Origin of the sequence: Bradyrhizobium murdochi (assembly GCF_000472965.1) — a bacterium.
Taxonomy (GTDB): Bacteria; Pseudomonadota; Alphaproteobacteria; order Rhizobiales; family Xanthobacteraceae; genus Bradyrhizobium; species Bradyrhizobium murdochi.
This window is the reverse complement of the sequence record NZ_AXAU01000032.1, coordinates 1-25,199: the sequence shown is the minus strand read 5'-3', so window position 1 is coordinate 25,199 and position 25,199 is coordinate 1. Positions and strand designations below refer to the sequence as shown.

Annotated in this window: 20 protein-coding genes and 1 pseudogene; 14 read left to right on the top strand and 7 right to left on the bottom strand. The window is 58.0% G+C overall.

Annotation, left to right across the window (positions count from 1 at the left end; genetic code table 11):
• Positions 1-104: 104 nt before the first annotated feature.
• The 4 genes from YUO_RS45540 to nodD1 all read right to left on the bottom strand — a co-directional run bounded on the left by YUO_RS45540 (position 105) and on the right by nodD1 (position 4,950).
• Positions 105-812, bottom strand: a complete 708-nt coding sequence (locus tag YUO_RS45540; protein ID WP_083754842.1) for a MerR family transcriptional regulator — start codon at positions 810-812, stop codon at positions 105-107.
• 145 nt (positions 813-957) lie between these two features.
• Positions 958-1,170 (bottom strand): hypothetical protein, encoded by a 213-nt coding sequence (locus YUO_RS45535; protein WP_430649585.1) that lies wholly within the window; start codon positions 1,168-1,170, stop codon positions 958-960.
• Between the two features lie 1,096 nt (positions 1,171-2,266).
• Positions 2,267-3,220: a LysR family transcriptional regulator gene (locus YUO_RS0134420; RefSeq protein ID WP_028351286.1), complete on the bottom strand. Its 954-nt coding sequence runs from the start codon at positions 3,218-3,220 to the stop codon at positions 2,267-2,269.
• A gap of 785 nt (positions 3,221-4,005) precedes the next feature.
• Entirely contained in the window at positions 4,006-4,950 is a 945-nt protein-coding gene (gene nodD1 / locus YUO_RS0134410) for a transcriptional regulator NodD1 (protein WP_028351285.1), read from the bottom strand.
• 824 nt (positions 4,951-5,774) lie between these two features.
• Between nodD1 and YUO_RS0134400 the strand changes: the two genes are divergently transcribed.
• The 9 genes from YUO_RS0134400 to YUO_RS0134360 all read left to right on the top strand — a co-directional run bounded on the left by YUO_RS0134400 (position 5,775) and on the right by YUO_RS0134360 (position 16,044).
• A complete protein-coding gene (locus tag YUO_RS0134400; protein WP_028351284.1) occupies positions 5,775-6,407 on the top strand; it encodes a NodA family N-acyltransferase in 633 nt (210 codons plus the stop codon).
• Positions 6,404-7,063: a chitooligosaccharide deacetylase NodB gene (gene nodB / locus YUO_RS0134395; protein WP_028351283.1), complete on the top strand. Its 660-nt coding sequence runs from the start codon at positions 6,404-6,406 to the stop codon at positions 7,061-7,063. Before YUO_RS0134400 ends, nodB begins: the two co-directional genes overlap by 4 nt.
• Before the next feature lie 16 nt (positions 7,064-7,079).
• Positions 7,080-8,432 carry a chitooligosaccharide synthase NodC gene (nodC, locus tag YUO_RS0134390; protein ID WP_028351282.1) on the top strand — a complete coding sequence of 451 codons (1,353 nt, stop codon included), beginning with the start codon at positions 7,080-7,082 and terminating at the stop codon, positions 8,430-8,432.
• Between the two features lie 28 nt (positions 8,433-8,460).
• Positions 8,461-9,084: a nodulation methyltransferase NodS gene (nodS, locus tag YUO_RS0134385; protein WP_028351281.1), complete on the top strand. Its 624-nt coding sequence runs from the start codon at positions 8,461-8,463 to the stop codon at positions 9,082-9,084.
• Between the two features lie 9 nt (positions 9,085-9,093).
• Positions 9,094-10,803: a nodulation protein NodU gene (gene nodU / locus YUO_RS0134380; protein WP_028351280.1), complete on the top strand. Its 1,710-nt coding sequence runs from the start codon at positions 9,094-9,096 to the stop codon at positions 10,801-10,803.
• A 9-nt stretch (positions 10,804-10,812) separates the two neighbouring features.
• Complete coding sequence (nodI, locus tag YUO_RS0134375) at positions 10,813-11,727, top strand: nodulation factor ABC transporter ATP-binding protein NodI (RefSeq protein WP_028351279.1); 915 nt, start codon at positions 10,813-10,815, stop codon at positions 11,725-11,727.
• A 3-nt stretch (positions 11,728-11,730) separates the two neighbouring features.
• Positions 11,731-12,519 carry an ABC transporter permease gene (locus tag YUO_RS0134370; RefSeq protein WP_028351278.1) on the top strand — a complete coding sequence of 263 codons (789 nt, stop codon included), beginning with the start codon at positions 11,731-11,733 and terminating at the stop codon, positions 12,517-12,519.
• A 94-nt stretch (positions 12,520-12,613) separates the two neighbouring features.
• Positions 12,614-14,659: a carbamoyltransferase family protein gene (locus tag YUO_RS0134365; protein WP_028351277.1), complete on the top strand. Its 2,046-nt coding sequence runs from the start codon at positions 12,614-12,616 to the stop codon at positions 14,657-14,659.
• Positions 14,660-15,057: 398 nt separating this feature from the next.
• Positions 15,058-16,044 (top strand): nodulation protein NodZ, encoded by a 987-nt coding sequence (locus tag YUO_RS0134360; protein WP_028351276.1) that lies wholly within the window; start codon positions 15,058-15,060, stop codon positions 16,042-16,044.
• A 374-nt stretch (positions 16,045-16,418) separates the two neighbouring features.
• Here YUO_RS0134360 and YUO_RS48565 read toward each other — a convergent pair whose 3' ends face one another.
• Together YUO_RS48565 and noeE are read right to left on the bottom strand one after the other, a co-directional pair.
• The gene (locus tag YUO_RS48565) at positions 16,419-16,661 is read right to left on the bottom strand and encodes a hypothetical protein (RefSeq protein WP_283806437.1); all 243 of its coding nucleotides are present in this window, start codon (positions 16,659-16,661) and stop codon (positions 16,419-16,421) included.
• A gap of 119 nt (positions 16,662-16,780) precedes the next feature.
• Positions 16,781-17,743, bottom strand: a complete 963-nt coding sequence (noeE, locus tag YUO_RS42675; protein WP_063830342.1) for a nodulation protein NoeE — start codon at positions 17,741-17,743, stop codon at positions 16,781-16,783.
• A gap of 758 nt (positions 17,744-18,501) precedes the next feature.
• Between noeE and YUO_RS47400 the strand changes: the two are divergent.
• The 4 genes and pseudogenes from YUO_RS47400 to nifA all read left to right on the top strand — a co-directional run.
• Positions 18,502-18,758: pseudogene (locus YUO_RS47400) on the top strand (IS66 family transposase); the annotation flags it as partial.
• A gap of 433 nt (positions 18,759-19,191) precedes the next feature.
• Complete coding sequence (locus YUO_RS0134335; protein WP_028351275.1) at positions 19,192-21,027, top strand: NEL-type E3 ubiquitin ligase domain-containing protein; 1,836 nt, start codon at positions 19,192-19,194, stop codon at positions 21,025-21,027.
• Positions 21,028-21,753: 726 nt separating this feature from the next.
• The gene (locus YUO_RS0134330; protein ID WP_051379800.1) at positions 21,754-22,533 is read left to right on the top strand and encodes an SDR family NAD(P)-dependent oxidoreductase; all 780 of its coding nucleotides are present in this window, start codon (positions 21,754-21,756) and stop codon (positions 22,531-22,533) included.
• A 301-nt stretch (positions 22,534-22,834) separates the two neighbouring features.
• Positions 22,835-24,589, top strand: a complete 1,755-nt coding sequence (gene nifA, locus YUO_RS0134325) for a nif-specific transcriptional activator NifA (RefSeq protein WP_235782927.1) — start codon at positions 22,835-22,837, stop codon at positions 24,587-24,589.
• Between the two features lie 45 nt (positions 24,590-24,634).
• Here nifA and YUO_RS0134320 read toward each other — a convergent pair whose 3' ends face one another.
• Positions 24,635-24,901 carry a hypothetical protein gene (locus tag YUO_RS0134320; RefSeq protein WP_156908890.1) on the bottom strand — a complete coding sequence of 89 codons (267 nt, stop codon included), beginning with the start codon at positions 24,899-24,901 and terminating at the stop codon, positions 24,635-24,637.
• Between the two features lie 82 nt (positions 24,902-24,983).
• Here YUO_RS0134320 and YUO_RS0134315 point away from each other — a divergent pair.
• A partial coding sequence (locus YUO_RS0134315) for a transposase (RefSeq protein WP_035728250.1) occupies positions 24,984-25,199 on the top strand: 216 nt, incomplete at its 3' end.

Here is a 25,199-nt window from a genome sequence, read left to right as displayed (position 1 = left end):
AAACCACAACCGGCGCATCCCTGGCGCCAGAAAGCTCAATTTATTCTCATAGATGGAGAACACAGCAGGGGCGCACGCATTATGCGCGGCAGGTTCAGCGCAGTTCATCCGTTCAAGGCGGCAAGTGCGCGGTCGAGATATTGCATTAGGCAGGGATCCCAGCCAGCCATGCTGCGTGGCGCGCTCAATCGCGCAAGAACTTTCAGTATGGTTGAAACGGTCGAATCAGCTCCCGCAATTTCTGTGATCAGCAAGCGCGCTCTAAGCGCCACAGCATTTGCCCGTTCGCTGCAGGGATGCTCGCCCCGATCCACACAATCGCGCAGCTCGTCGCGGATCTTCCGCCACCGCTCCTCTCGATCTGAGTCTATGACGCATGTGCATGGGGGCGGCTGAGGGCGTTCTTCCTCGACCCGCGACATTGCATCTAGAGTGGCAGGTAGCTCATCTACACTAACTTGTAATTCACTGTCCGTCGTCATGTTGCGCAAACGATCTCGCAACAGGGTTGCACGCGCGACTTGAAGTTCAATTCTCTCCAAATGCTTGCGCAATAGATCAGTAAGCGACGTTTTGCCTTCAATCGCTCTACGGATCTCGTAAAGCGAGAAGCCAAGCTCACGTAGCGCTCGGATTTGATGTACCCGTTTGAGGCCTTCGCGGTCGTACATGCGGTGACCGCCGTCAGTGCGTTCCGACGCACTTAGTAAGCCCGTGTGCTCATAGTGATGCAGCGTGCGTACCGTTACTCCGGTAGCCTCTGCGAGCTCGCCAATGCGCCATCGACGCCTTCGTGGTGTAGCTTTTGTCATGGTTCTCTAATTTCAAGCCTACAACCTGACGTCGCGTGAGATTCAAGCTATTTCAATGGTCTACATGAAAGCTGCTTCGAGTCAGGCGCAAGCGAAGCGGCTCTTCTGTCGCCAGCAACGTTGCTGCGCTCAGAGAGTCGCCTGATCAAGCAGCAGAAGCAATGGCGCCCATCAAGTTCATCAGGGACGCTAAGTTGGCCTCACCGGCTGCTGCACGTTGCAGAACAAGCGTGGCGATTGCCGTTCGATTTTCAGGAGTTCGCATAGAGGCCGGTAAAGCCGCGACTGCTTCATCAAAAATCCTTCCCAAGACCGAGAGGTCTTCCGGATCGTAGACACCACTGTATTGCAGCAACACTCGGCTCCTTGATTAACGCTAAGGCGGCCGCACGTGGCTAAGACGTTTGGCCAAAAGAAGACAGGCCGCCGGCGTACAGCGACGAAGATGCGGTATACGTTGAAGTGATGCTGTTGCGCAACACAGTCGCGCTTTGCTCCGCCTCAAGGCCGCGCGGGCGACTCGACTAGCTTTTCTCGGAACGTTTGCGAGCACCGAGTGCCCTGTGCAGCCGGATTGGCACGGCGAAGAGGACAATTCCCACATTCGGTAGGCCGCTATTCTAAGTCATGGCTGCAAGAAAGCGCGCAGCCGATACGAGCATCGGTCGGCAGCCAATGCGGATCCAACAACGATAATCCCAATATCTTGCTCAGCTTGGCACCCGCTGTCTTAATGTATACCAAATGCTGGACACTTAGACGGGCAATGCCTCCGAATAATCGATGCCAGTGCGCTGCGCGCATCTGGGCCGATTAGCTAGTCTCACTGTTCTTCGCAACCCTGCAGGCGAATGTCGAGTTCTGCTGATATCAGCGCGCTTGCGAGTTAGTTGCGCAATTGGGTTGCCAGGAGCGCGTACTTGCCGTCGCAGATCAGTCCTGCAACCGCTTCGATTTGCAGATGATGCGCTGCTGGAGGTGGGGAGGGAGTGCGGCCCGAGGACCGGGCGCCCCCTCAAAGTCATCAGCTCCGAGGAGAACGAATGTACAGCGAATGTAGATATCGGAGCTGACTTCGGGCCAGAACTGCCGCCGACCATGTGTAGGAAATGTCGTTGATCGCTTAAATCGTTTGCATGTCGCGCTCCGTCTCTGCTGGACTGGGTCGCTATCCTCTCGAGCGAGCCCAACCGCCGGCTTGAGAACATTGCCGGTGTGGCAGGTTCAATAGGCATTTGCAATGGGTCACTAATCTTCAACGCCGCAAATTGTCGCCATCGAGCTCGACAGAGAATGGCGTCAAGCCGAGAGGAGCCTATGTTAAGCGCGCGCGAGACGGCTGAGATGTGCGTCTAGATATTAGAGACATAGCACGCCTTGCGAATTCGCGCTTAGGATGAATAAGGCTCAGTTGGGGTAACCCGGATTGATGGAAGAGGAGGTGAGAAGACGCTTTAAGTGAATTTAGGGGCGCCTGCATCTTTCGTGGTGTCAGACGGAGGACTCATGCGGGACGCCTCTTCCAACAATATCTGCCGCATCCAGATGCTTGCCGGATCACTATTGTGAAAAGCGGGCCATTGGAGAGCCTCGGTAAACGCGGGAAGTGACCGCGTAAGTTCGACGATCTGCAGGGGCATCGTGTTTTCGAAATGCTTAACCAGCCTTGAGGGCATCGTACCTATGCGGTCAGTATCCAATAGTACCGGGGGGATCATGCTAAAGCTCTGCACGACAACCTCGATGCGTCTGTTGAGACCGTGCTTGAGTAAGAACCATTCCTCAATGGAGGGCTTTCGCGTAAGCCCGAACTTGACCGCAACATGTCCCATGGACATGTATCTCTCGAATGTAAGCGGCGTTGGAAGCTGCTTGTTCGTGCGGCATCCGACGCACACGAGTCTCTCCTCGAACAATGTGGCTTTAGGGTGTGCGCTCGACATGAACAATTCCGGCAAGATAAGAAAATCGACTTCACCGCGCCGGAGAAGCTCGTCGGTCGCATCGACGAGTGGCAGCAATTCGAAACTGACGGCGGGAGCTTCCCGTGCGACACGGTCCATGACCTTTCGAAAGAATACGATTGTCATGAAATCGGAAAGGAGGATCCGGAAGCGGCGATCCGATTTGGCAGGGTTGAACACATCCTGGGAAATAATCGAGAGCTGGATGTGCAGCAGAGCCTCGCGAATAGGGGCGGCGAGCCCTTCGGCACGCGGTGTTGGAACCAGTTCCCGGCCTCTCATCGTAAATAGGTCATCGCGGAAATAGGCGCGTAGTCGGGCGACGGCGGCGCTCATGGCCGGCTGGCTCAGCTTGATGCTGCGTGCCGCCGCGGTGAGGTTACGCTCGGTCATCAAAGCATCGAGCGCAACAAGAAGATTTAGATCAAGGCCCTTAAAACGCATATCGTCTCCCGCTGAAAGCCTTTGCGTTGTAAACATTGAGCAACAATGGGTACCTCGATGAAGGTCCCAATCGCCCCCGAGCTAGGCTCTTTCTGGGCTACCCGCGCGATCGCACAGAAGGCTCTCGTACTCGTCGCAAGCATGTTGGTTGCGCAACGGAGGATGCGAGCGGGCGAGGAAGTCGCCCGCGGCTTGAAGTAGGGCCTTTGGTGCGCTCAGCAATCGCTCCCAGCGCTACATCGATCACTATGAACCGCTGAGAGTAGGGCGCGTTGCCCACCATTACGCCAATAGCGCCGCAGATGCGCTATCGACGCTCCGCGTGGCATAGCTTTGCTCGTCGTTTGTGAGCCTACAACCTGACGCAGTGTGCGATTCAAGCAATTTCATTGGTGTAGCTGAACATCATTTCATTCGACAAATGCGTCTGTCGGAATATCTGAACCACCTCGCGGGCACAGGTGCCAAATGCAGCCCGGCACAATCGCGTAAAAGCCCTCCGCTGCGCTCTTTGCCTAGTTCCAAGAACATCTTGCGGCAGACCTGCCAGGCGGCTGGCGCGAAGCAAGATAATATCGCTACTTGATCAGCGGCTGCTTAAGCGCGCCAATTCGGGCGCGCGGCTGACATCGAATTGCAGGGGTTGTTCTGCATGCAGAAGTGGCGTACGTGCCTCTTGCAGTGCGGGCTTCCGAGACATGCGGCATACGAGAGCGGCCCGAGCGAGCAGCTGATCTTGCATCTGGATGGCCGAGACCAGGTTGTTAAGAGGCCTCGAGCAAAACCTAGCAGCGCCTGCGATTTCGGGGGGTCTTACGCGGAGATGCCATGCGGGCCGCCTCCTGCAACATTATCCGCCGCATCCAAATGCTTGCCGGATCAGTATTGTGGAGGGCAGGCCATTGGATGGCCTCGGTGAATGCGGGAAGTGGGAGAGGAGTTTCGACGATCCGCAGGGGCATCGTCTTTGCGAAATGCTGGGCCAACCTTGAGGGCATCGTCGCTATACGCTCAGTCCCCGATAGCATCGGCGGGATCATCGTAAAGCCCTGCACAGCGACCTCGATGCGTCTCTTAAGACCGTGCTCAAGCAAGAACCACTCCTCAATATTGGGCCTAAGCGCCTGCCCGAACTTCGCTGCAACGTGTCCCATTGATATGTATTTGTCGAATGTAAGCTGCCGTGACAGCTGCTTGTTAGTGCGGCAGCCTACGCACACGAGTGTCTCCTCGAACAGTGTCGCTTTAGGATGCGCGCTCGACATGAACAATTCCGGTAAGACAAGAAAGTCGACCTCGCCGCGCCGCAGAAGCTCATCGGGCTCTTCGATAAAGGGCAGAAATTCGAACCGGACGGCGGGAGCTTCCTGCGCGACACGGTCGAGGATCCTTCGAAAAAAAACAACTGTCATGAAATCGGAAAGCAGGATCCTGAAGCGGCGGTCCGATTCGGCTGGGTTGAACGTGTCGCGGGAAATAATGGAGAGCTGAATGTGCACCAGAGTCTCGCGAATCGGTCCTGCGAGCCGCTTCGCTCGTGGTGTTGGGACAAGCTCCCTGCCGCTCATCGTAAATAGTTCATCGCGGAAATAAGCGCGTAGCCGGGCGACGGCCGCACTCATGGCCGGCTGGCTCAGATTGATGCTGCGTGCCGCCGCGGTGAGATTGCGCTCGGTCATCAGAGCATCGAGCGCGACGAGAAGATTTAGATCAAGTCCTTTGAAGCGCATAGCGTGGAGTTATCCATCCTTTGGATGAGTTCAATAAAAACAATCGATTTTACCAATTGTGCCGAATGGCGATAGCAAAGCCGTCGGTCGGGACAAACACAAAGTTCAGGCATATCAGGAATGCTTATCGGTCTTTGCCCCGGCTCCGCGAAAAAGTCTCAGCTGCACCCCGAGCGCCGATCGAAGCGCATGTCCATTGGAGCCAGAGGTTTCAACGGGTTGCGCAAACTGCATCGCAGTGGCTTGACGCGACAGGCGTGCCGCAGGTCGCATTGCCGCACACTACCGATAAACGTTCGTATAGCTTCTCCAACTGTTTCTATATTGGCCGTTTACCTCCGTAGAATTGATCCAGCCCGCCAGTTCGCTCTAACGTCGCAACCAGTCAGGAGCTGCCGATTGAAGGCGCCAAATGCCTTTGCGACCCGGCCAAATCTATCGCGTGTCCATAGCAGTCAAATCGTGCGCAAAATGCAGGAGAAGTCCCCAGTGGATCTGGTGCGAATGGCACACGCGCTCGATGTAATCTCCGTCGTGGATAGCGATGCATCGGTCTGTGAAGCGCTGACAGGCGCACTCTGTTTGACAGGCGAAAATTGCGAATCTGTCCAGTGCGCAGATGAGTTCTCGCAATTCAGCCGTTCTCGCAGCACGTCCTGCTTGATAGCGAATGTTCAGTGGCCCGGAGTGGCTGGGCCCCAGCTATGCCAGCATCTGGCCGCAGCCAGCGTTTCCCATTCCCCGGTGAAGCCATTCATCGAAAGCGAAGGGCTCGCGTGCATCAACTCCATCGTCAAGCGCCAGACAGTGCATGCGAGGCAATTATGAATATTGCCGTATCCAGCTCTACGGCTGGTGTGTCCATGCGCTCGCCGGTGCGGTGGAGGGTGGCCTGGGAAAATGAACTGCGCCTCGCCGACCATATCGAACTCTCCGACTTCTTCCGAAGGACCTACGGTCCCACCGGCGAATTCAATGCCAAACCATTCGGAGACCATCGAAGTTGGGCCGGCGCGAGACCTGAGGTCCGTGTGATCGGCTACGACGCACGCGGCGTAGCGGCTCATATCGGCGCGCTACGCCGCTTCATCAAGGTCGGAGAGGTCGATCTACTAGTGGCCGAGCTCGGATTGTACGGGGTACGTCCGGATCTTGAGGGGCTCGGAATCACCCACTCAATGCGCGTGATGTATCCAGTACTGCAGAAGCTTGGCGTTCCATTCGGTTTCGGTGCGGTTCGGCATGCACTGAAGGGCCATCTTACAAGGTTGCTGACCCGCCGCGGTCTGGCGACCATTATCTCTGGGGTTCGCGTGCGGTCCACTCTTCCGGATGTGTATCTGAACTTGTCGCCCACGCGCGTCGAGGACGTGCTTGTCTTGGTTCTGCCGATTGGACGGCCGATCAGCGAGTGGCCGACTGGTACCGTGATTGATCGGAACGGGCCAGAGCTGTGACATACCTCGACCGCTTATGCGAAGTGCGCAGCGAGTACGCTGACCGCACTGAAAGTCGCGGCGTCTATCTGACGTTTGACGACGGTCCCGATCCACTCTGCACGCCAGATATCCTGGATGTGCTCGCAGAACACGGAGTGCCCGCAACTTTCTTCGTCATCGGCGCGTACGCGGCGGACCAGCCGAAACTAATCCGACGAATGATCGCAGAAGGGCACGAGGTCGCAAACCACACGATGACTCATCCGGACCTGTCCAGATGCGAACTCACCGAAGTGCAATATGAAATCATAACGGCAAGCAGGGTCATCAAAATGGCGTGCCCCCAGGCCGCGCTGCGGCACATCCGTGCGCCTTATGGGATGTGGAGCGAAGAGGTACTCACCACGTCGGCGCGGGCTGGACTGGCCGCCCTGCACTGGTCGGTAGATCCGCGAGACTGGTCTCGTCCCGGCGTTAACGCGATTGTCGACGCTGTGCTTGCCTCTGTCCGGCCGGGTGCAATCGTGCTCTTGCACGATGGATGTCCTCCCGAGGAGTTGGGACGGGCTACTCATGCTCGTGTTCGCGACCAGACCGTCTTGGCGCTTTCCCACCTGATTCCAGCATTGCATGGCCGCGGATTGTCAATCCGCTCGCTTCCTCAACCTCACTAAACAAATCGACACACCCATGAATCTTCTTGCTACGACCAGCACTGTCGCTATTTCATTGTATGCGCTGCTCTCGACTTTCTATAAAAGCGCGCAGGTTCTTTATGCTCTACCGACAAACGTTTCATCGGCTTCGGATGACGTGGTCGTCTCCGACGCGTTGCCGAGCGTGGATGTCATCGTCCCCTGCTTCAACGAGGACCCGCGCACGCTATCGGCGTGTCTGAGATCCATTGCAGGCCAAGACTACGGCGGAAAACTGCAGGTCTATGTGGTTGATGACGGTTCTGGAAATCTCGAAGCCCTAGCACCCGTTCACGACGCCTACGCTGAAGACCCGAGGTTCAACGTTATTCTTTTGCGAAAGAATGTCGGAAAGCGGAAGGCGCAGATCGCTGCGATACGCAGGTCGTCCGGAGATTTGGTGCTCAACGTCGATTCGGACACGATACTTGCCGCCGATGTAGTCACGAAACTTGCACGAAAGATGCAAGATCCAGCGATCGGGGCGGCCATGGGTCAGTTGACGGCGAGTAACCGAAACGACACCTGGTTAACCCGGCTCATCGACATGGAGTACTGGTTGGCTTGCAACGAAGAGCGCGCGGCACAGGCTCGCTTCGGCGCCGTTATGTGCTGCTGCGGCCCATGTGCCATGTATCGCCGTTCCGCGCTCCTTTTGCTGTTAGATCAGTACGAGACGCAGTTTTTTCGCGGAAAGCCAAGCGACTTCGGTGAGGATCGCCACCTTACGATCCTCATGTTGAAAGCAGGGTTTCGAACGGAGTACGTTCCCGACGCCGTCGCGGCAACAGTGGTTCCGGATAGGCTAGGACCGTATCTGCGCCAACAACTCCGTTGGGCACGCAGCACTTTCCGTGACACCTTCCTTGCGCTGCGCCTGTTGCCCGAACTTGATCGCTATCTCACGCTAGATGTAGTCGGACAGAATCTCGGTCCGCTACTTCTCGCCGTTTCAGCGCTAGCGGCGCTCGCGCAGCTCGCAATCACAGCCACAGTACCGTGGTGGACAGGACTGATTATCGCATCAATGACCGTGGTTCGCTGCAGCGTCGCAGCCTTTCGTGCTCGCGAACTGCGCTTTCTCGGCTTTTCTCTGCACACACTCATCAACATCTTTCTGTTACTCCCCGTTAAAGCCTATGCACTGTGTACATTGAGCAATAGCGATTGGCTGTCACGCAAGTCTGCAAACTTACCAAATGAGAGTGAAAGACAAGTCGTCATCCCAAACCCGATGGCTGGACCAAACGCCAAGGGAGGTTCGGTCATTGCTGGGTCAGTTCGCAAGGATCTTTCGCGCCGGTCTTCGAGTTTCGTGACGTCGAACAGTATTTGTAGCGGCAAGTGACCTTGAACGTTACTTAGGTGCACAAGTCGTGAGCCGGAACAAGAAATATCAATCGTTGGATCTCGAATTGGCGAACGACGATCCGTGGCGGCTCGACGGTAATCCGTTCGAGCGGGAGCGGCACACGCAAATGCTCCGGCTGTCGCTTTCCCAAGGAGTTATTACACATGCCCTCGAAGTCGGGTGCGCAGCCGGCGGATTCACAGAAAAGCTGGCACCCCACTGTGAACGGCTCACAGTGGTCGATGTTATGCCGCGAGCGATCGGTCGGGCGTGCCAACGGACCAAGAGGTGGTCGCACATCACGTGGATAGCTTCCGATATCCAAGAGTTCTCGACGCCAGAGTTGTTTGATCTGATCGTCGTGGCGGAAGTTCTCTATTACCTCGAAGACATGACTGAGATCCGCGCGGCCATCCGCAATCTGGTGCAGATGCTTGCGCCAGGTGGGCATCTGCTCTTTGGATCGGCGCGTGATGCCGCCTGCAGGCGTTGGGGGCACGCTGCTGGTGCCGAGTCGGTCAAAACCATGCTCAATGAAATGTTGATCGAGGTGGAGTGCGTACAGTGCAAGGGTGAGTCAGCTGATGAAGACTGCTTGCTCGTCTACTTTCGGAATCCAGTTCGAGTGTCGATTAAATCCAATTCCTGAGGAGACACTATGCGCATCTGCGGCATCAAGCTGACGCATGACGGAGCGATTGCTCTTGTGGACGACGGACGGCTGGTCTTTTGCGTCGAGCAGGAGAAACGGAGCAACAATCCGCGGTATCAAACCATCGACAATCTTGACGCAGTTGTTGTCGCTTTGGCGGAGCATGGTCTGGATCCGCAGGATGTTGATCAGTTCGTCATCGACGGCTGGGACGGGCAGGTCGAGTCGCAATTCCAGGTCCTCAGCGGCGTGACGCCTATCACTCTCAAAGGGGCGCCGTATGTTGAACAGAATCCCCACGGCCTTCTCAGTTCGCGCGACGGCTTTAACCTGATGCTCGACGGCCAGGTCTTTCCTTATAAAAGCTATCCGCACGTCACAGGCCATGTGGCCTCCGCATACTGCACAAGCCCTTTTGCTAAAGCCGAACAACCCGCCTTCTGCCTGGTATGGGACGGCTGCATCTTTCCACGTCTCTACTACGTAGAACCCCGCGGCGCGCACTTCATCGAATGCCTGTTTCCGATCATAGGCCATGCTTATGCTGTCGCGGGCCATCACTTCGGACCTTATAGGCAGGCGAGCCGTACTAGCTGGGACCTTGGTGTTGCCGGCAAGCTGATGGCCTATATCGCACTCGGTTCTGTTGATGAAGGCATCGTGGCGGTATTTCAGGAGCTCTACGAGGAGCGCTTTGCGGGCGACACGGAGCATGCTCGTCGTCATCGTGCGGAGGTCAATAGCGAGGAGGCCTCACTTGAGGCTATGCACGACTTCTTCGACGCGAGCGAGCTCCGATTGAAAGATAAGCTGCCCGAAGATGTACTTGCATCGGTTCATTGTTTCCTCGAGCGTCTCCTTATCCGCCAAATGGCGAAGGCTTTGGAGCGGCATTCGTGTGTTCCAGGGCCGCGCAATTTGTGCATAGCCGGAGGCTGCGGTCTCAATATCAAATGGAACAGTGCACTACGTGCGACCGGCCTGTTCGATGATGTCTGGGTGCCGCCCTTTCCGAATGACAGCGGCTCGGCAATCGGTGCCGCTTGCTCCGCAATGGCGGCGGCCAAGGGCTTCGTGCCGCTGCAATGGTCGGTCTACAGTGGCCCGGCACTGAGACCCAGCGATGTGTCGTCCGAATGGAACGCTGCGCCATGCAGTATGCGTGAACTTGCGACCATCCTCGCGAGCAACAAGCCCGTGGTTTTCCTCGCCGGTCGCGCGGAGCTTGGACCACGAGCATTGGGTGGCAGAAGCATTCTGGCAGCCGCGACGTCGCCGGCAATGAAGGATCATCTCAACGACATCAAGCTCCGCGAACTCTTTCGGCCAGTCGCGCCGATATGCTTGGAGGATCGTGCGCCGGAGATTTTCAGCCCCGGAACGCCGGATCCTTACATGCTTTTCGATCACCAGACACGGGCAGAATGGTGGAACAAAGTCCCCGCTATTATACATCTCGACGGATCTGCGCGACTGCAGACCGTTCCCAGAACCTCTCCGCACAAAATCGCGGAGCTCCTCGTCGAATATGAAGAACTCACGGGCATTCCGCTGCTTTGCAATACAAGTGCGAACCACCATGGACGTGGATTTTTTCCGGATGCCGCAGCAGCCTGCCAGTGGGGACGCGTTGAACACATATGGTGCGACGGCCTGCTGTGGACCAAAACGGTCGTAAGTGAGCGGTCGCGGGCCGAACGCCTTCTTTCAGTCTAAGATCAACATATGTCCACCGTAGCAATCGACCTTACCGGCGTAAGGAAGTCATATGGCGACAAAATCGTCGTCGACGGGCTGTCCTTTGCTGTCGCGTCGGGAGAGTGCTTTGGCCTCCTCGGACCAAACGGGGCGGGCAAAAGCACGATTGCACGTATGGTTCTCGGCATGGTAGCGCCAGACACCGGCAAGATGACCGTGCTCGGCGAGCCCGTACCGGCGCGTGCTCGCCTGGCACGCGCGCGCATCGGCGTGGTGCCGCAGTTCGACAATCTCGAAATGGAATTCACCGTCCGCGAGAACCTGCTGGTATTTGGGCGCTACTTCAACATGAGCGCCCGCGAGGTCGAAGCAATTGTGCCAGCACTGCTCGAGTTCGCTCGCCTGGAGAGCAAGGCGGATGCTCGCGTCGCCGAACTATCCGGCGGCATGAAGCGGCGGCTGACGCTGGCGCGTGCGCTGATCAACGACCCCCATTTGCTGGTGATGGACGAGCCTACCACCGGTCTAGATCCGCACGCGCGGCACCTAATCTGGGAACGCCTGCGATTGCTGCTGGCGCGAGGCAAGACCATTCTTTTGACCACCCACTTCATGGAAGAGGCCGAGCGGTTGTGCGATCGGCTGTGCGTGCTTGAGGCAGGACGCAAGATCGCAGAAGGCGAGCCTCGCGCGTTGATCGATGAGCAGATCGGCTGCCAAGTGATCGAGATCTATGGCGGCAATCCGCACGAGCTATCTTCTCTGATCCGGCCGTATGCGCGGCATATTGAAGTGAGCGGCGAGACGCTTTTTTGCTATGCGCCAGATCCCGAGCAGGTACTCGTGCAGCTGCGCGGGCGCGTAGGTCTACGCCTTCTGCAGCGTCCTGCGAATCTCGAGGATGTCTTTTTGCGGCTGACCGGGCGGGAAATGGAGAGATGAACGATGCGTGAAGGTTACGCTGCCGTCATGCCCGCCAACGCGTACAACTGGGTCGCTGTATGGCGTCGGAATTTTCTGGCGTGGAGGAAAGTCGCGCTTGCATCGGTTCTCGGGAATCTCGCCGATCCCATGACTAATCTGTTTGGCCTCGGCTTTGGCCTTGGAATAATTGTGGGGCTCATTGACGGCGCCTCATACATCGCGTTTCTGGCTGGTGGGATGGTCGCGACTAGCGCCATGACCGCCGCCACCTTCGAAACAATGTATGCGGCGTTCGCCCGCATGCGTGCTCAGCGCACTTGGGAAGCAATCTTGTGCACACAGCTCACGCTCGGCGACATCGTTCTCGGTGAATTGGCCTGGGCAGCCACCAAAGCCGTTCTGGCCGGAACGGCAATTGCAGTGGTTGCCGCGACCCTGGGCTACGCAGCGTGGGCATCCATCATCTATTCGATACCAGCAATCGCTATCACTGGCTTCGTCTTCGCGAGCCTAGCGATGGTCGTCGTATCCCTTGCGCCCAGCTACGATTACTTCGTGTTTTACCAGACGCTGGTCGTCACACCCATGGTGTTCCTGTGCGGCGCAGTCTTTCCGGTGAGCCAGATGCCCAGCGCATTTCAGCGCGTGGCGGGCTTATTGCCGCTGGCACATTCGGTCGACCTCATCCGCCCAGTGATGCTTGGGCTCCCGACCGGCGGCATCGGCCTGCATATCGGTGCACTGTGCATGTACGCGGTGCTGCCGTTCTTCCTCTCGATCGCGCTGTTTCGCCGGCGCCTGATGCGTTAACCCGACATTCCGCAGAAGCGATGGCGAGACACGATGCAGTACCGCGAATTCGGCAGGTCAATTGGGCTTCGTGTTACGATAAATGGAGAATGAGATGTTCTGTCTAGGAGTGAGCGGTGGACTAGACAAAGTCTATGAAGATACACGTGAGCTTTCGAACACATTTCTGCATGATGGTGCTGCGGTGCTCGTCCGGGACGGACGGGTGATAGCGGCCGTTGAAGAGGAGCGCCTCAATCGGATTAAGCACTCGAACAAATTTCCAAGCCGTTCGATACAATACTGCCTTGCAGCCGCAGGGATCCAACTCAGCGATATCGATCGTATCGCGTTCTACGCGACCGAGGCCTATTGCAACGCTATGCTCGAAGGCCTGTTCGGGTCCCAGCCGGATCTCTCCATTCCTTTGGATGCGAAACTGTTGATGCGTGGCTTACTAGCGCAGGAGTTTGGTACCGAGGTCGATCCGTCGCGTGTCGCTTTCGTAAGTCATCATCAGGCGCACGCCGTAAGCGCCTTTGCGATGTCTGGCTTCGAGCAGAGTCTAATCCTCGCGATCGATGGCGGTGGTGATTTTCTCTCCGGCCTCTTAGCTGTGGGGTCTGGAACCGAGGTGACCCAACTCGTGACCTTCCCGGAGAATAATTCCCTAGGGCTGTTTTATCTCGAGACGATCCGGTGTCTGGGCTACGGCTTATTCGATGAATACAAGGTCATGGGGCTTGCCCCCTACGGGGATCCGGCTCCCCATCGTGAGCTCTTCGAGCAGTTCTACGAACTTTTAGACAACGGTGGCTACCGCGTCTACCTCGACCGAATCGGTCCGACGCTGCGCCGGCGCATCCAGGTCCGGCGAAAGGGAATGCCATTCACGCAGCAGCATCGAGATGTGAGTGCTTCATTGCAGGAAGCCTTGGAGCGGATCGTGTTTCACATTCTCCGGCATCATCGCGAGGCTACCGGTATGAAGCGGTTGTGCCTGGCTGGAGGGGTAGCCCACAATTGCACCATGAACGGTAAGCTGCTGTATTCAGGGCTTTTCGAAGACATCTTCGTGCAACCCGCGGCGCATGACGCTGGCTGCGCATTAGGCGCTGCACTAATGATGTCTAACGAGCTGGGCCGGCCGGCGCCACGTGAGCGGCTGCAGGAGGTCTACTGGGGTCCTGATCTCGGGAGCGAGCGCGCCGTGCAGCAGGAACTGGATGCATGGGGTGGACACCTTGACGTCGAACGCAGTGACGACGTGGCAAGTTGCGCAGCCGACTGGATGGCTAATGGCGCCGTGATCGGGTGGGTGCAGGGTCGTTCGGAGTTCGGGCCACGTGCGCTTGGCAATCGCAGCATTCTTGCCGATCCTCGGCCTGCCGCAAACAAGGACCGGATCAACGCGATGGTAAAGAAGCGCGAAGGCTATCGACCGTTCGCGCCATCAGTGCTGGAGGAAGATGCGAGCGAATTTTTCGACCTCGCCGACGGTACGCGCGAATTTCCCTTTATGAACTTTGTGGTTCGCGTGCGCGACTCCAAGCAAAGCGTGCTCGGTGCCATAACGCACGTCGACGGCACTGCGCGACTGCAAACAGTATCGCGCAAGATAAATCCAGCCTACTGGGAGGTTATTAACTCGTTCAAGAAGCGGACGGGCATCCCAGTTCTGCTCAACACGTCCTTTAACAACAATGCCGAGCCGATCGTGGATTCGGTTGCAGATGCGATTACCACATTTCTGACGACAGAGCTGGATGGACTTGTGGTCGGACCGTTCCTCGTCAAAAAGAGGGCGGCAACGTTGGAGGATTGGACTGCGCTCGCGGTTTCATTGCCGCCTTATGCACGCCTCTATCGGGTTCGCGTTTACACAGCGCGAGATCGCCAGGAGACGGTGTGCGAAATCCGTACGGCGCACTCCAGCGGTGACAGTGTGCGTATTTCACAGGATGCGTTCGATCTACTGATGCAGATCGAGGGCGAAGCCGTGCTTGGGGATCTCCTGGATAGAATTACTTTCGATCGGGCTAGGCGTGAAGCTCTCGTGAAGGAACTGCGGGGATTATGGGAGCAGCGCCGCATTCGGCTGCATCCTTCACATGCTGCTCGCGCGCATCAAGACTGTGATCAAATGCTGGAGAAAGCATAACGGGACATGAATATGGCCGTGGTGCATGTCTCCAATGCGGGGGGCGGCTGGGCCCCTGAGTGCGGCATATCCGGTAGCTGGGCTCATGCTTGTAGTCTTGGGCGCTGCGCCACAGCAGCAGCTCAGGACGGCAAGCGCCGCCAGCAGCAGAAATTCTGTTCGACATGGTACATGCCGGAAAGTGCTTCGAAGAGCTGTTGCAACAGGGGGAATAGGGCTGAAATCAAGCATGTCGGCGGCAACATTTTCGCGCGGCTCCTCCATGGCAGTGGCATATGAAGTTCTACCAGCCAAATTGGCTAACATCACGATCGCTGACGACAGCATCGTGCGGGGCCATACGTAGAGTTTCCGTAGCGTCCTTATCTCGGGCGGTATTCCCTTAACGAGGAACACAAATGCTTGTTGGCTCGATAAACGACCGGTTCGTTGTTTCTCGACGACGTACTGGTTTCGGTGATTGCCTGTGGTCACTGGCGTCAGCCTGGCGCTATGCGCAGCGGACGGGGCGGACTCTAGCCATTGATTGGCGTGGTTCCTGTTATCTCGATCAACCCTTCACGAACGCCTTTCCGGTGTTCTTCGAGCCAATTCAAGACATCGCTGGCGTACGGGTTATCTGCGATGACAAGATCAACCAGCTCTCATTCCCGGGGCCTTTCTTCCCGTCATGGTGGAATCAGCCATCGATCGACTGCGTTTACCGCCCAGATGAACAGATTTTCCGAGAACGTGACGAGCTGAGTGAGCTTTTCCAAGCCGAATATGATAGTGAGGCCAACACCGTGGTGTGCGATGCTTGTTTGATGTGGCGTTGCGATCAGGATGCCGAACGACAGATATTTCGGAGCATCAAACTGAGGCCTGAAATTCAAGCTCGGATTGACGCCCTATATCAAGAGCACTTTGAAGGACGCAGCATAATCGGGGTTCATGTTCGGCACGGCAACGGCGAAGATATAATGGGGCACACGCCCTACTGGGCGGATCCGGAGCTCGCCTTGCGGCAAGTATGCACTGCCATTGATACTGCCAAAGCGCTATCACATCGAGGACCTGTGAGGGTATTACTGTGTACGGACAGCGCGCAGGTGCTTCACAAGTTGTCTGGTGTGTTTCCCGATCTTTTCACGATCCCAAAACGCTTCCAGGCGGATCAGGCCGGGCCATTGCATAGTGCGGCACTGGGAACCGACGGCGGGATCTCCGCTCTCATCGAGATGTATCTTCTCGGGCGATGCGATAGCGTGATTCGCTTTCCACCGACTAGCGCCTTCACGCGCTATGCCCGTCTCTTCGCGCCACGCATTATTGAGTTCGATTTGAACGATCCTGGTCGGTTGATCTTGATTGATGAATCCTCCGAACATCTCCTGGCTTTATGAAACTTGCAACCCGCACCGTCGTCGATCATATCGGCGCCCCTTCGCATTTGCGCAGCATCGCCGTTCGTGATGTCGGATGTCATCTTTCGTCAAGGTCCAGAACTGCGACAAAGAACGTCGTCGCACTATCGCCATCGAGCAGCCGATCACGGTTCGTGTGGAACACGGTGGCATCCCACAGGGATCATCGATCGACAGTCCGACAAATTAGCGGAGAAAGATAGTGGTCGAGCTGCTCGATCAACTGCCGCTCACATCGCACGTGTAGAACGCTTCCAGCAGCAGAGCCCGCAAAGAGCCGCTCGGGCGGGATCGACCAGCGGCTTCCCGGCGTAAAGCCTCCGGAACCCTCCGACAGCTCCTTCAGCGCTGCTTCAATTAGCTCGCGGATCGCCCGCAAGGGGAACGCGCTGCTCTAAACCGCTCGTAGCTGAATATCCCTTCCGCCCGCTGATCTTCCCCGCGGATAAACCAATACGATTGTCGCCTGCAACGTCTCGATGGCCGTCGCGATCACGAATAGCATTCAATCCAGCAGCTCGATCGGTCTCCGACAGCGTGAGCGCCTGTTCCAACTGAGCCGCTATCGAATTCGCCAGGCGTAAGTTCTCCTCCATGTTGGGCTCGGCTAGACGTTGCCGTTCCGAACTATGGAGGGGTCGAAGCCGAGGAGGAGTTCTCTTCAGCTTGCCTGTTTGGCGCACCGGTTTCCGCCAGATGCCGCACGGGCTCCTCGCTAGGCGCGGCGTAAATCCCACCAGGTTTGAAATATCTGACGATATTGTTCGGTTACGGCCCGACCTCGATCCACGATCCCGGCTTGCTGAACGTGCCGAAGTTCCTGCTCATAACCGAGCTCTATCAAAAGCTTATCGCCGATTGCATCCGTTATTGCTTGCATCTCTTGGATGCTCAGTTCAGTTTGCCAAGTATAGACTGAGCGGTCATCGACTGCCTTTCTCTCGAAGATTCTTCGATCCCCGAAGCGACTGGAGCGAAGATATTCCGGCTGCTGCATCGTCGCCGATGCAATGCCCGTTGGATCGTAACCGAGCCCAGCGATGACGCGGCGGATTTCCTCATCGGGGCGCGCCACCAAATGTTCATACCGCACCACCTGCGTCTGCCGCCGACGTCGGTGCGCGGCGAGCGCAGGTAGGCCCAGAACGACATCGGCGAGAGAAGATGTGATGTCGGGAGGCAGGCTAAGCACAAGATCGGAGAGATCAGATAGGCTGGCGGGCGGCCAGCTTTCTGGCACCAGCGGGATGCCCCACGTCGATTTCAGTGAAGCGGCAACAGCGTAGGGATTACGTAATAGAAGGATGTGTGGCGCTTCTGGATAGAGAGAATCCAAGAAATCGAGGACCATCCAATAACGCGGCGTCTTGTCTACGAAGGTACGCTTGCCCGCTGCTGCCAAATATTGGCCGTAAGCCGCATCAGCAAAAGCGCGACTGACGATAGTACGATCGATTCGGCCCAGAAACTCGGAGGTGGCGTCCTGAACCAGTGATGCCCCCGCTGGGTGACGGTGGTCCACCCGGCCAAATGCCTCAAGTGCCAGCATTAACCAGGGCTCAGGCGGCGCCACAATATCTGGGTGCTGCTGGAGCAAATGCGACAGCAGCGTCGTCCCCGACCGGGGAAGGCCCAGGAGAAAGCAGACCGCAGGCAAATCGTTGGCATCTCGGCTCATGATTCCACCCCTTATGCTTGGACGACGCGAGCGGCCGCCCGAGCCTCCCTTTGTCCCGTTGAAAGAAATAACGGCAGCCGTGCTGTTCCACATGTGACCGCGTGCGCAGCATCGTGACATGAGGAGGACTTCGCCTGCGTCTTCCGCATGATCTGGGAGCTATGGAATTCGATCCATTTGGCCGGATCGCAGAAGCATTTGGCACCTGCAATCGGCAGCTCCTGATTGCTCGCAAAGCAAAGACGACGTCGAGAGTTGGTTCAATTGTACGTAGATAGGCGGGTGATACAAAAAAGGTTGGAACAGCTATACGGAGGTTTATCGGAGGCAAGTGCTTGCGACGCGGGGGGCGCTTGTCGCGTTGAGCCGGCGCGGTGCAGCTTGCGTGGCCGCCGGCGAAGGTGGCCGCAATGGGCATGCGCCTCGATTGATGCTCGCCCCTGCACCTGAGAAATCTTCTCAGAGCCGCGGTAAAGATCGATAGCCATTCTGGATGCCTGAATTCAATTTCTCCAACTGACTTTTTGCTATCCGTTTCTTCCAATTGTTAAAATCGATTGTTTGATGGAATGCATCCACGCGCTGGATAAGTCCGGATCACGCGTTCAGGGCCTCGATCATCTAAATCTGCTCATCGCGCTCGCTTCGGTGGCGGCCGCTTTGTGAAGTTCGGTTGTCTTTGTGAGGATCTGAGGATCTGACCTTAAGTCCTTAAGTCTAGCTTTGAGGTCATATGCGAATGCTGGTGAAGGTATTGGGCGCCGCTCGCGTTTGCCCGTGCAAAAGCCTCGGAAGACGAAGCGCTGATCGCCCATCAGAAGTTTAGGATCGCCAAGCTCGAGCGCCACATCTACGGCCATCTGGAGCGATCATCGCGGCTGATCGACCCATTTGACGCTGACCTTCGAAGAGCTGGAAATTGGCGCCACTAAAGACGAGCTGTTTGCGGAGCAGGCTGTAGCCAAGACGACGAGTGTGCGCGGATTTACGCGAAAGGCGTCCCGAACGCCAGACCGTCACCAGTTTTTCTTCAGTAGACCCCATTGACGCTGTAGCTTCGAGAGTCGATGGGCCTGCACCGGCGCATTATGAGCTTCCGAAACTCGTCAGTTTTTGGACAGGTAAGTCTTATAGCATTGAGATACTGTCTATCTGGACTGCGATGTCCGGCTTGATCTGCTGCAGAGGAGAGGGGGATGTATTGCCCTAACGAAACAACCCTGAACCCTTTCGTTAACCGTCGATTCCGTCCGGACGTACTGGTCTTGCTGCAACTGCCCTGTGGGCGAATGGCGCAGCGTGTTCGGCGGTTCTGTGGTTGCAACCGCGCTCCGTGATCGCCTGCTTCCTCGTTAGTCGGCGATCACCATCCCTGGTGAGAGCTAGCGGCTTCGAGAAGCACGGCTCCGGCGCATTCCCTTCATTTGGCTACCGAGGAGACGGCATCGATGAATGCAGAACGGGCCCAGCTTGGCGCTGGCACTCCTTCCGAGACTTCCGAATCAGAAACCTCCGAACCAGGGTCCCCGGCCGCGGCGCAGTGGGTCGAGGCCTTGACCGAGGCGGAGGCGTCCGCCGCCGACCCCGCCTCGTCGCAGGACCAGGTCCTGACGGGCCGGGCTGCCGAAGAGGGGCAGGGCGAAGACGAGAATCGGCAAGAGGCGGTAAGTCGAACGAGGGCTTGGCGGGAGGCGGGCGATGTCGATGAGCCGCTGGATCTGTCGTCCCTGTCCCTGACCGCCCTGTCCGCTCCCCTACCGCCCGAGCTCCGGCGCCTGAACGTCGACAACAATCAGCTGACCAGCCTGCCCGACCTTCCAGCCGATCTCCAGCGGCTCCGCGCCAGCAACAATCGGCTGACCAGCTTGCCCGACCTTCCGGCCGGGCTTCGGCGGCTCTACGCCATCGGCAACGGGCTGACCAGCCTGCCTGCAGACCTGCCGCTCGGGCTCCGGCGCTTGAGGGTCGACAACAATCAGCTGACCAGTCTGCCCGATACTCTTCCGGCAACGCTTCAGGAGCTCGACGCCAGCGGCAACCGGCTGACCAGTCTGCCCGACCTTCCAGCCGGGCTCCAGCGCCTGAACGTCGACTACAATCAGCTGACCAATCTGCCCGAGCCCCTCCCGGCTGAGCTCGAATGGCTCAGCGCTAGCCACAACCAGCTGACTAGCCTGCCCGAGACGATCCCCGCCGAGCTCCTATGGCTCGGCGCCAGCAACAACCAGCTGACCAGCGTGCCAGAGACCTTGCGGACGCAGCTGGGCCGTGAGTCCAGCGTTGATCTGGAGAATAATCCGCTGCCCGAGGGGGTACTGACCAACCTGGCGACAGCCATGCATGCCGGGGACTATGCCGGCCCGCAGATCTTTTTGTCTATGGCCGAGGGAGCGGTGCAAGTCGAGCCGCAGGCCCTGCACGAGGTTGTCGCGCACTGGCTCGAGGGCGACACTGAGACAGTGGCCGCCTGGCAGCGCTTCGCCGAAGAGCCAGGTGCTCAGGACTACGCACGCTTCCTCGACAGGCTCCGTGGCACGGTGAACTATGGCAATGACGCGTTCCGGCAGGCGGTGGCCGAGGATCTGCGGCAGGCGGCGGTCAGGCCGCGATTGCGCGAGCAGTACTTCGCCGCGGCGTTGGGAGCGAGCGAGAGGTGCGAGGATCGCATTACTTTGGCCTGGAACGGCATGCAGACCGCACGCCTGAACGCTGATGTCGAGGACGGAGCCTATGACAGGCGGCTCGACGAACTGCTTCAGCGCGGCCGTGTGATGTTCCGCTTGAGGGCGCTGGACGGGATCGCGCGCGAGACGGTCAACTCGCTCCGCCGTGCCGATCCGGACGCCGACATCGACGAGATTGAGGTCTATCTTGCCTACCAGACCCAGCTGCGCGACCCCCTGGAGCTGCGGCACGTCGCCCCAGACATGCGCTTCTTGAACATCTCTCACGTGACAGAAGACGACGTTGCCAGGGCCGCGACGACGGTGCGGGACCAAGAGGCGACGGGATTCGCGGACTATCTGGCAAGGGGCTGGCAACCTTGGGATAGCGTGTTGAGACGCATCGCCCCCGAAGATCATGCAACGATGCAGGAGCGGCTCATCGATGCGATGGGCGAGGAGTTTCAAACTCGCTTGAACCAGCGTCTTGCCGAGCATGGCCTGACAGGCGACCCCGATGCCGAGCGGGAGCTCGGAGCCCAGACCCGCAACGAAATCGCCAGCGAGATCAAGGGTGTGCTAACGCGCCAAGTGCTCGCAAAGCACGGCATCGAGCTGTGAAGCGGCCGTTGATGCGAGGACTGTCAATTGCTGTTTCGGCCGTCGCCGCGGTCGATTGCGCGATCGAGATGAGAGATTATGCCTGCCTGGCAGCTCCGCCGCCGCAGCAGCAAGCCGAGCTAGCCGACCGTGAGCCATCGCCACGCTCAAGAAGGACTGCGATGGCGGAAGGCCGTCGAGAAACGCCTGCAAGGGAGAGCTTGCTGCCGCCTATCGTGAGACCCAGTTCGATCACGAAATGATGAATTGGAATGACGTGGCCGGTAGAGGAGGGGCGGATTGCTCAACAGCAATACCTCATTCCAGCGCATCGAACGGTGTGAGAGCGAACTAACGAATTCGCCGGCGGTTCTGATCTGCGCAGCAATTTAGCTGACGGAGCTGGCCCGACCGCATTGACAATACTTGCGATAAACCAGCGCGCATTAGGGCCATGGAGCAAGACGGAGCCAAACTGGTCGTGTCGCGCACGTTACGCGAGACTCGAAAATCGGCTTGTGCACCTGCGTTTGCTATTGTCCGAAAGCAAACGCGCTCGATGTGGGGAACCCGCCAAGCTGTTGCGAGCGCGACATTGGGCCGCAAAACGCGTGAGCGTTCCTTTGCATCGCACTGGCCCAAATCCTGCACCGCGTTCACGGGCGAGGGCAAGAGAATTGGGAGGCGCGTTTGAGTCTCGATCTGAGAAACGACGAAGCGGTCGCTAGTCCACCGTCGGCGACCGACGTGGGCTGTCCGTTTCACACAGATAGAGTCCGCATCCAGCAGGGAGAACAGAAGACGCTGGTGCTAACCGGCGCGTCGCGCGGCATTGGTCATGCCACCGGAAAGCTGTTTTCGGAAGCGGGCTGGCGCATCATTTCTTGCGCGCGCCAACCGTTCGATGGCGGGCGCTGCCCGTGGGAGTCGGGGGCCGACAACCATGTCCAGGTCGACCTTAGCAACCATCGCATGCTCCCGCGCGCCATCGCCGAGGTCAAGGAGCGCCTCGCAGGCGCGCCATTGCACGGCTTGATCAACAATGCCGGCATTTCACCGAAAACGCCGAATGGCGCACGACTGACGGCGTTGACGACGTCAGTCGAAACCTGGATGAAGGTGTTCCACGTCAATCTGGTCGCGCCGATCCTGCTCGCGCAAGGCCTGTTTGACGAGCTGAAAGCAGCGTCAGGATCGATCGTTAACGTGACCTCAATCGCAGGGTCCCGGGTGCACCCGTTTGCCGGCTCCGCTTATGCGACCTCGAAAGCTGCGCTCGCGTGTCTCACGCGCGAAATGGCGCACGACTATGCACCGCATGGCATTCGCGTGAATGCGATCGCCCCCGGCGAGATCAAGACCGACATTTTGTCGCCGAACACCGAAGTGCGTCTTGTACCAAATATCCCACTGCGCCGAGTGGGCACACCGGAAGAAGTCGCGAAGGTCATCTTCTTCCTGTGCTCGGATGCGGCAAGCTATATCACGGGCACCGAGGTGCCGATCAATGGTGGCCAACACCTGTGATCGACTGTACCTGCAAGAAACAAGCGTCGCAGCTGATTTGACCTACATCAATGGAATTCGTGTTCCCACGGAATGCGCGCGACGAGTTCGGAAGAGCAGAGAATAAGCAAGTCAAAGCACACTGTAAGTTTACCGTCGTGCCGCGATGATTGCGCTGTAAGTTTTACCATCGTGCCATAATAGGAAGTTATCTCTTGCGTCATCCTAAAATGGGCGCGAGATCGAGGATGACATGCAACACAATATTCGCAAATCCGAACAGGATGAAAGGGAGGATGGTCATAACAACGGAGACGTCGTGATGCTGCATATCCCTTCCGTGCGCGAAAGGCCTAACGCAAACTCCGAGACGGACGACGCGGTCCCTAATGTGCCGTTGTACGAGAGCGCGATTATCGGGATCTTCGAAATATCGAAGGTACTCGCCGCACCCTGCCGGCTAGAAGTCACGCTGGCCAACGTCGTCGATCTTCTGCAATCGTTTGTGCAGATGCGGCACGGCATCGTCTCTTTGTTCCACGATGATGGCGTGCCGGACATTACCGTGGGCGCCGGCTGGAGCGAAGGGAGCGACGAGCGCTTCCGGATGCGCCTGCCGCAGAAGGTAATCGACGAGATCGTGGCGTCCGACAAGCCGCTCGTCGCCGAAAATGTAGCAGTGCATCCCGCCTTTAGTGCTGCGGACAAGGAGGTGCTCGGGGCCTCTGACGACACGCGAGTGTCGTTCATCGGCGTTCCCATTCGCATCGACGCGAATGTCGTGGGCACGCTGACGATCGACCGCGTCCTGGACAATGCGTCTAGCGCCCGGCTCGATTACGACGTCCGGCTGCTCACAATGATCGCCAACCTAGCGGGGCAGACAGTGAAGCTGCACCGCCTGTTCGCGTGTGATCGCGAGCGACTGATGGCGGAGAAGGATCGGCTGCAAAAGGAATTGACCGAGCTCAAACAGCCTGCGCGGGAGCGCAAGAAGGTTCATGTCGAGGGGATTATTGGCGACAGCCCGGCGCTGCGCAGGCTGCTCGAGAAGATCGCGGTCGTAGCCAAATCAAACAGCACGGTGCTGTTGCGCGGCGAGTCCGGTACCGGAAAGGAGCTGGTCGCTAAGGCCATTCACGAGCGGTCGGCGCGCGCCAAGCGGCCCTTCATAAAACTCAATTGCGCAGCGCTGCCTGAGACGGTACTGGAATCCGAATTGTTCGGTCATGAGAAGGGCGCCTTTACCAGCGCGTTCACTGCGCGCAAGGGGCGCTTTGAGCTCGCCGATAAGGGAACGCTATTTTTGGACGAGATCGGCGAGATCTCGGCCCCATTCCAGGCAAAGCTGTTGCGCGTACTGCAGGAGCAGGAATTCGAGCGCGTCGGCGGTAACCAGACCATTAAGGTCGATGTTCGCGTGATTGCCGCCACGAATAAGAACCTGGAAGAGGCGGTGGCAAGGAACGAGTTCCGCGCCGACCTTTATTATCGCATCAGCGTGGTCCCCTTGCTGCTGCCGCCGTTGCGCGAAAGGCGCGGTGATATTCCGCTCCTCGCGACCGAATTTCTCAGGAATTTCAATAGAGAGAACGGCCGCACGCTTAACTTCGATGCGAGTGCGATTGAAGTACTGATGAACTGCGGTTTTCCCGGAAACGTCCGCGAGCTTGAGAATTGCGTGCAGCGTACCGCGACTCTGACGCCAGGACCATCGATCGTGAGAGACGACTTTGCCTGCTGCCACGGCCAGTGCCTTTCCGCGATGCTGTGGAAGAGCGGATCGGAGGAGATGGCGCTGCAGTCGGAGCCGATCCGACCAGTGCCCGCTAAGCCGGCCGCGCCGCCGGCCGACGCTGCTACATCAATCCCGCCTTTCGGCAGCGAGCTCGCCCCGCTGGCACCGGTCGGCACAGCCCTTGTAGGTGGTGCGAAGATGGCAGATCGCGAGCGTGTCATCGCGGCCATGGAAAGATCCGGCTGGGTACAGGCAAAGGCGGCGCGCCTGCTTGGACTTACGCCGCGCCAAATTGGCTACGCCCTGAGGAAATATGGCGTCGAGATCAAACGCTTCTGACGGCAGTGTCGGATTTTGTTGTGTCGGGGCCGTGACTATCGGCGCTTAAGGCGAATAGCTGGAGGAACAAAATAGAGGCTTGATGGTTTGGGCGCGGACTTCGACCCGATCAAGATCGGATGCGACCACCGCGTCAGCGCCGTCTCCGTCATGATCGAGAGCAGCCGCCCGACCACCGGCGATCCCATGCCCGCTACGCTCGTGCGAACGCCACGCTGTCATCGCGAATCCGTTGGCGATGTTGCCATCGACCATCAGCTCACGGCCGGATAGCGTCAGCGAGACCATCGGGTGGTGTTCGATCACGTTCAATTCGCTCGGCGACCGCTGCGCGGTAAGCCTCCGACGAGAGGCGCCTTGCGGCAGGCTGGTCTGATGGTTGAGAACTGTACGTATGGACAGCCATACGATCAGTGCGCTGAATCGACTTGATGTGGTGGAGACGGGCCGGCGGCGGCGTTGGTCTGAGGAGGAGAAGGCGCGGATTGTTTTGGAAAGCCTGTCCGAGCCACGTCTGGTTGCGGCGACGGCGCGGCGATATGGCCTGTCGCGTTCTCTGCTGGTGACTTGGCGAAGAGCCTTCGCAGCGAACCGGACCAAATCCGAGGCT

Coding starts and splice junctions, on each gene's coding strand:
- nodU (WP_028351280.1), top strand. CDS start 9,094: ATGCGCATCTGCGGCATCAAGCTGACGCATGACGGAGCGATTGCTCTT.
- noeE (WP_063830342.1), bottom strand. CDS start 17,743: ATGAGCCGAGATGCCAACGATTTGCCTGCGGTCTGCTTTCTCCTGGGC.
- YUO_RS0134360 (WP_028351276.1), top strand. CDS start 15,058: ATGCTTGTTGGCTCGATAAACGACCGGTTCGTTGTTTCTCGACGACGT.
- nodD1 (WP_028351285.1), bottom strand. CDS start 4,950: ATGCGCTTCAAAGGACTTGATCTAAATCTTCTCGTCGCGCTCGATGCT.
- YUO_RS0134420 (WP_028351286.1), bottom strand. CDS start 3,220: ATGCGTTTTAAGGGCCTTGATCTAAATCTTCTTGTTGCGCTCGATGCT.
- YUO_RS0134365 (WP_028351277.1), top strand. CDS start 12,614: ATGTTCTGTCTAGGAGTGAGCGGTGGACTAGACAAAGTCTATGAAGAT.
- YUO_RS45540 (WP_083754842.1), bottom strand. CDS start 812: ATGACAAAAGCTACACCACGAAGGCGTCGATGGCGCATTGGCGAGCTC.
- YUO_RS0134370 (WP_028351278.1), top strand. CDS start 11,731: ATGCGTGAAGGTTACGCTGCCGTCATGCCCGCCAACGCGTACAACTGG.
- nifA (WP_235782927.1), top strand. CDS start 22,835: ATGCTGCATATCCCTTCCGTGCGCGAAAGGCCTAACGCAAACTCCGAG.
- YUO_RS0134400 (WP_028351284.1), top strand. CDS start 5,775: ATGAATATTGCCGTATCCAGCTCTACGGCTGGTGTGTCCATGCGCTCG.
- YUO_RS0134335 (WP_028351275.1), top strand. CDS start 19,192: ATGAATGCAGAACGGGCCCAGCTTGGCGCTGGCACTCCTTCCGAGACT.
- nodI (WP_028351279.1), top strand. CDS start 10,813: ATGTCCACCGTAGCAATCGACCTTACCGGCGTAAGGAAGTCATATGGC.
- YUO_RS48565 (WP_283806437.1), bottom strand. CDS start 16,661: ATGGAGGAGAACTTACGCCTGGCGAATTCGATAGCGGCTCAGTTGGAA.
- nodC (WP_028351282.1), top strand. CDS start 7,080: ATGAATCTTCTTGCTACGACCAGCACTGTCGCTATTTCATTGTATGCG.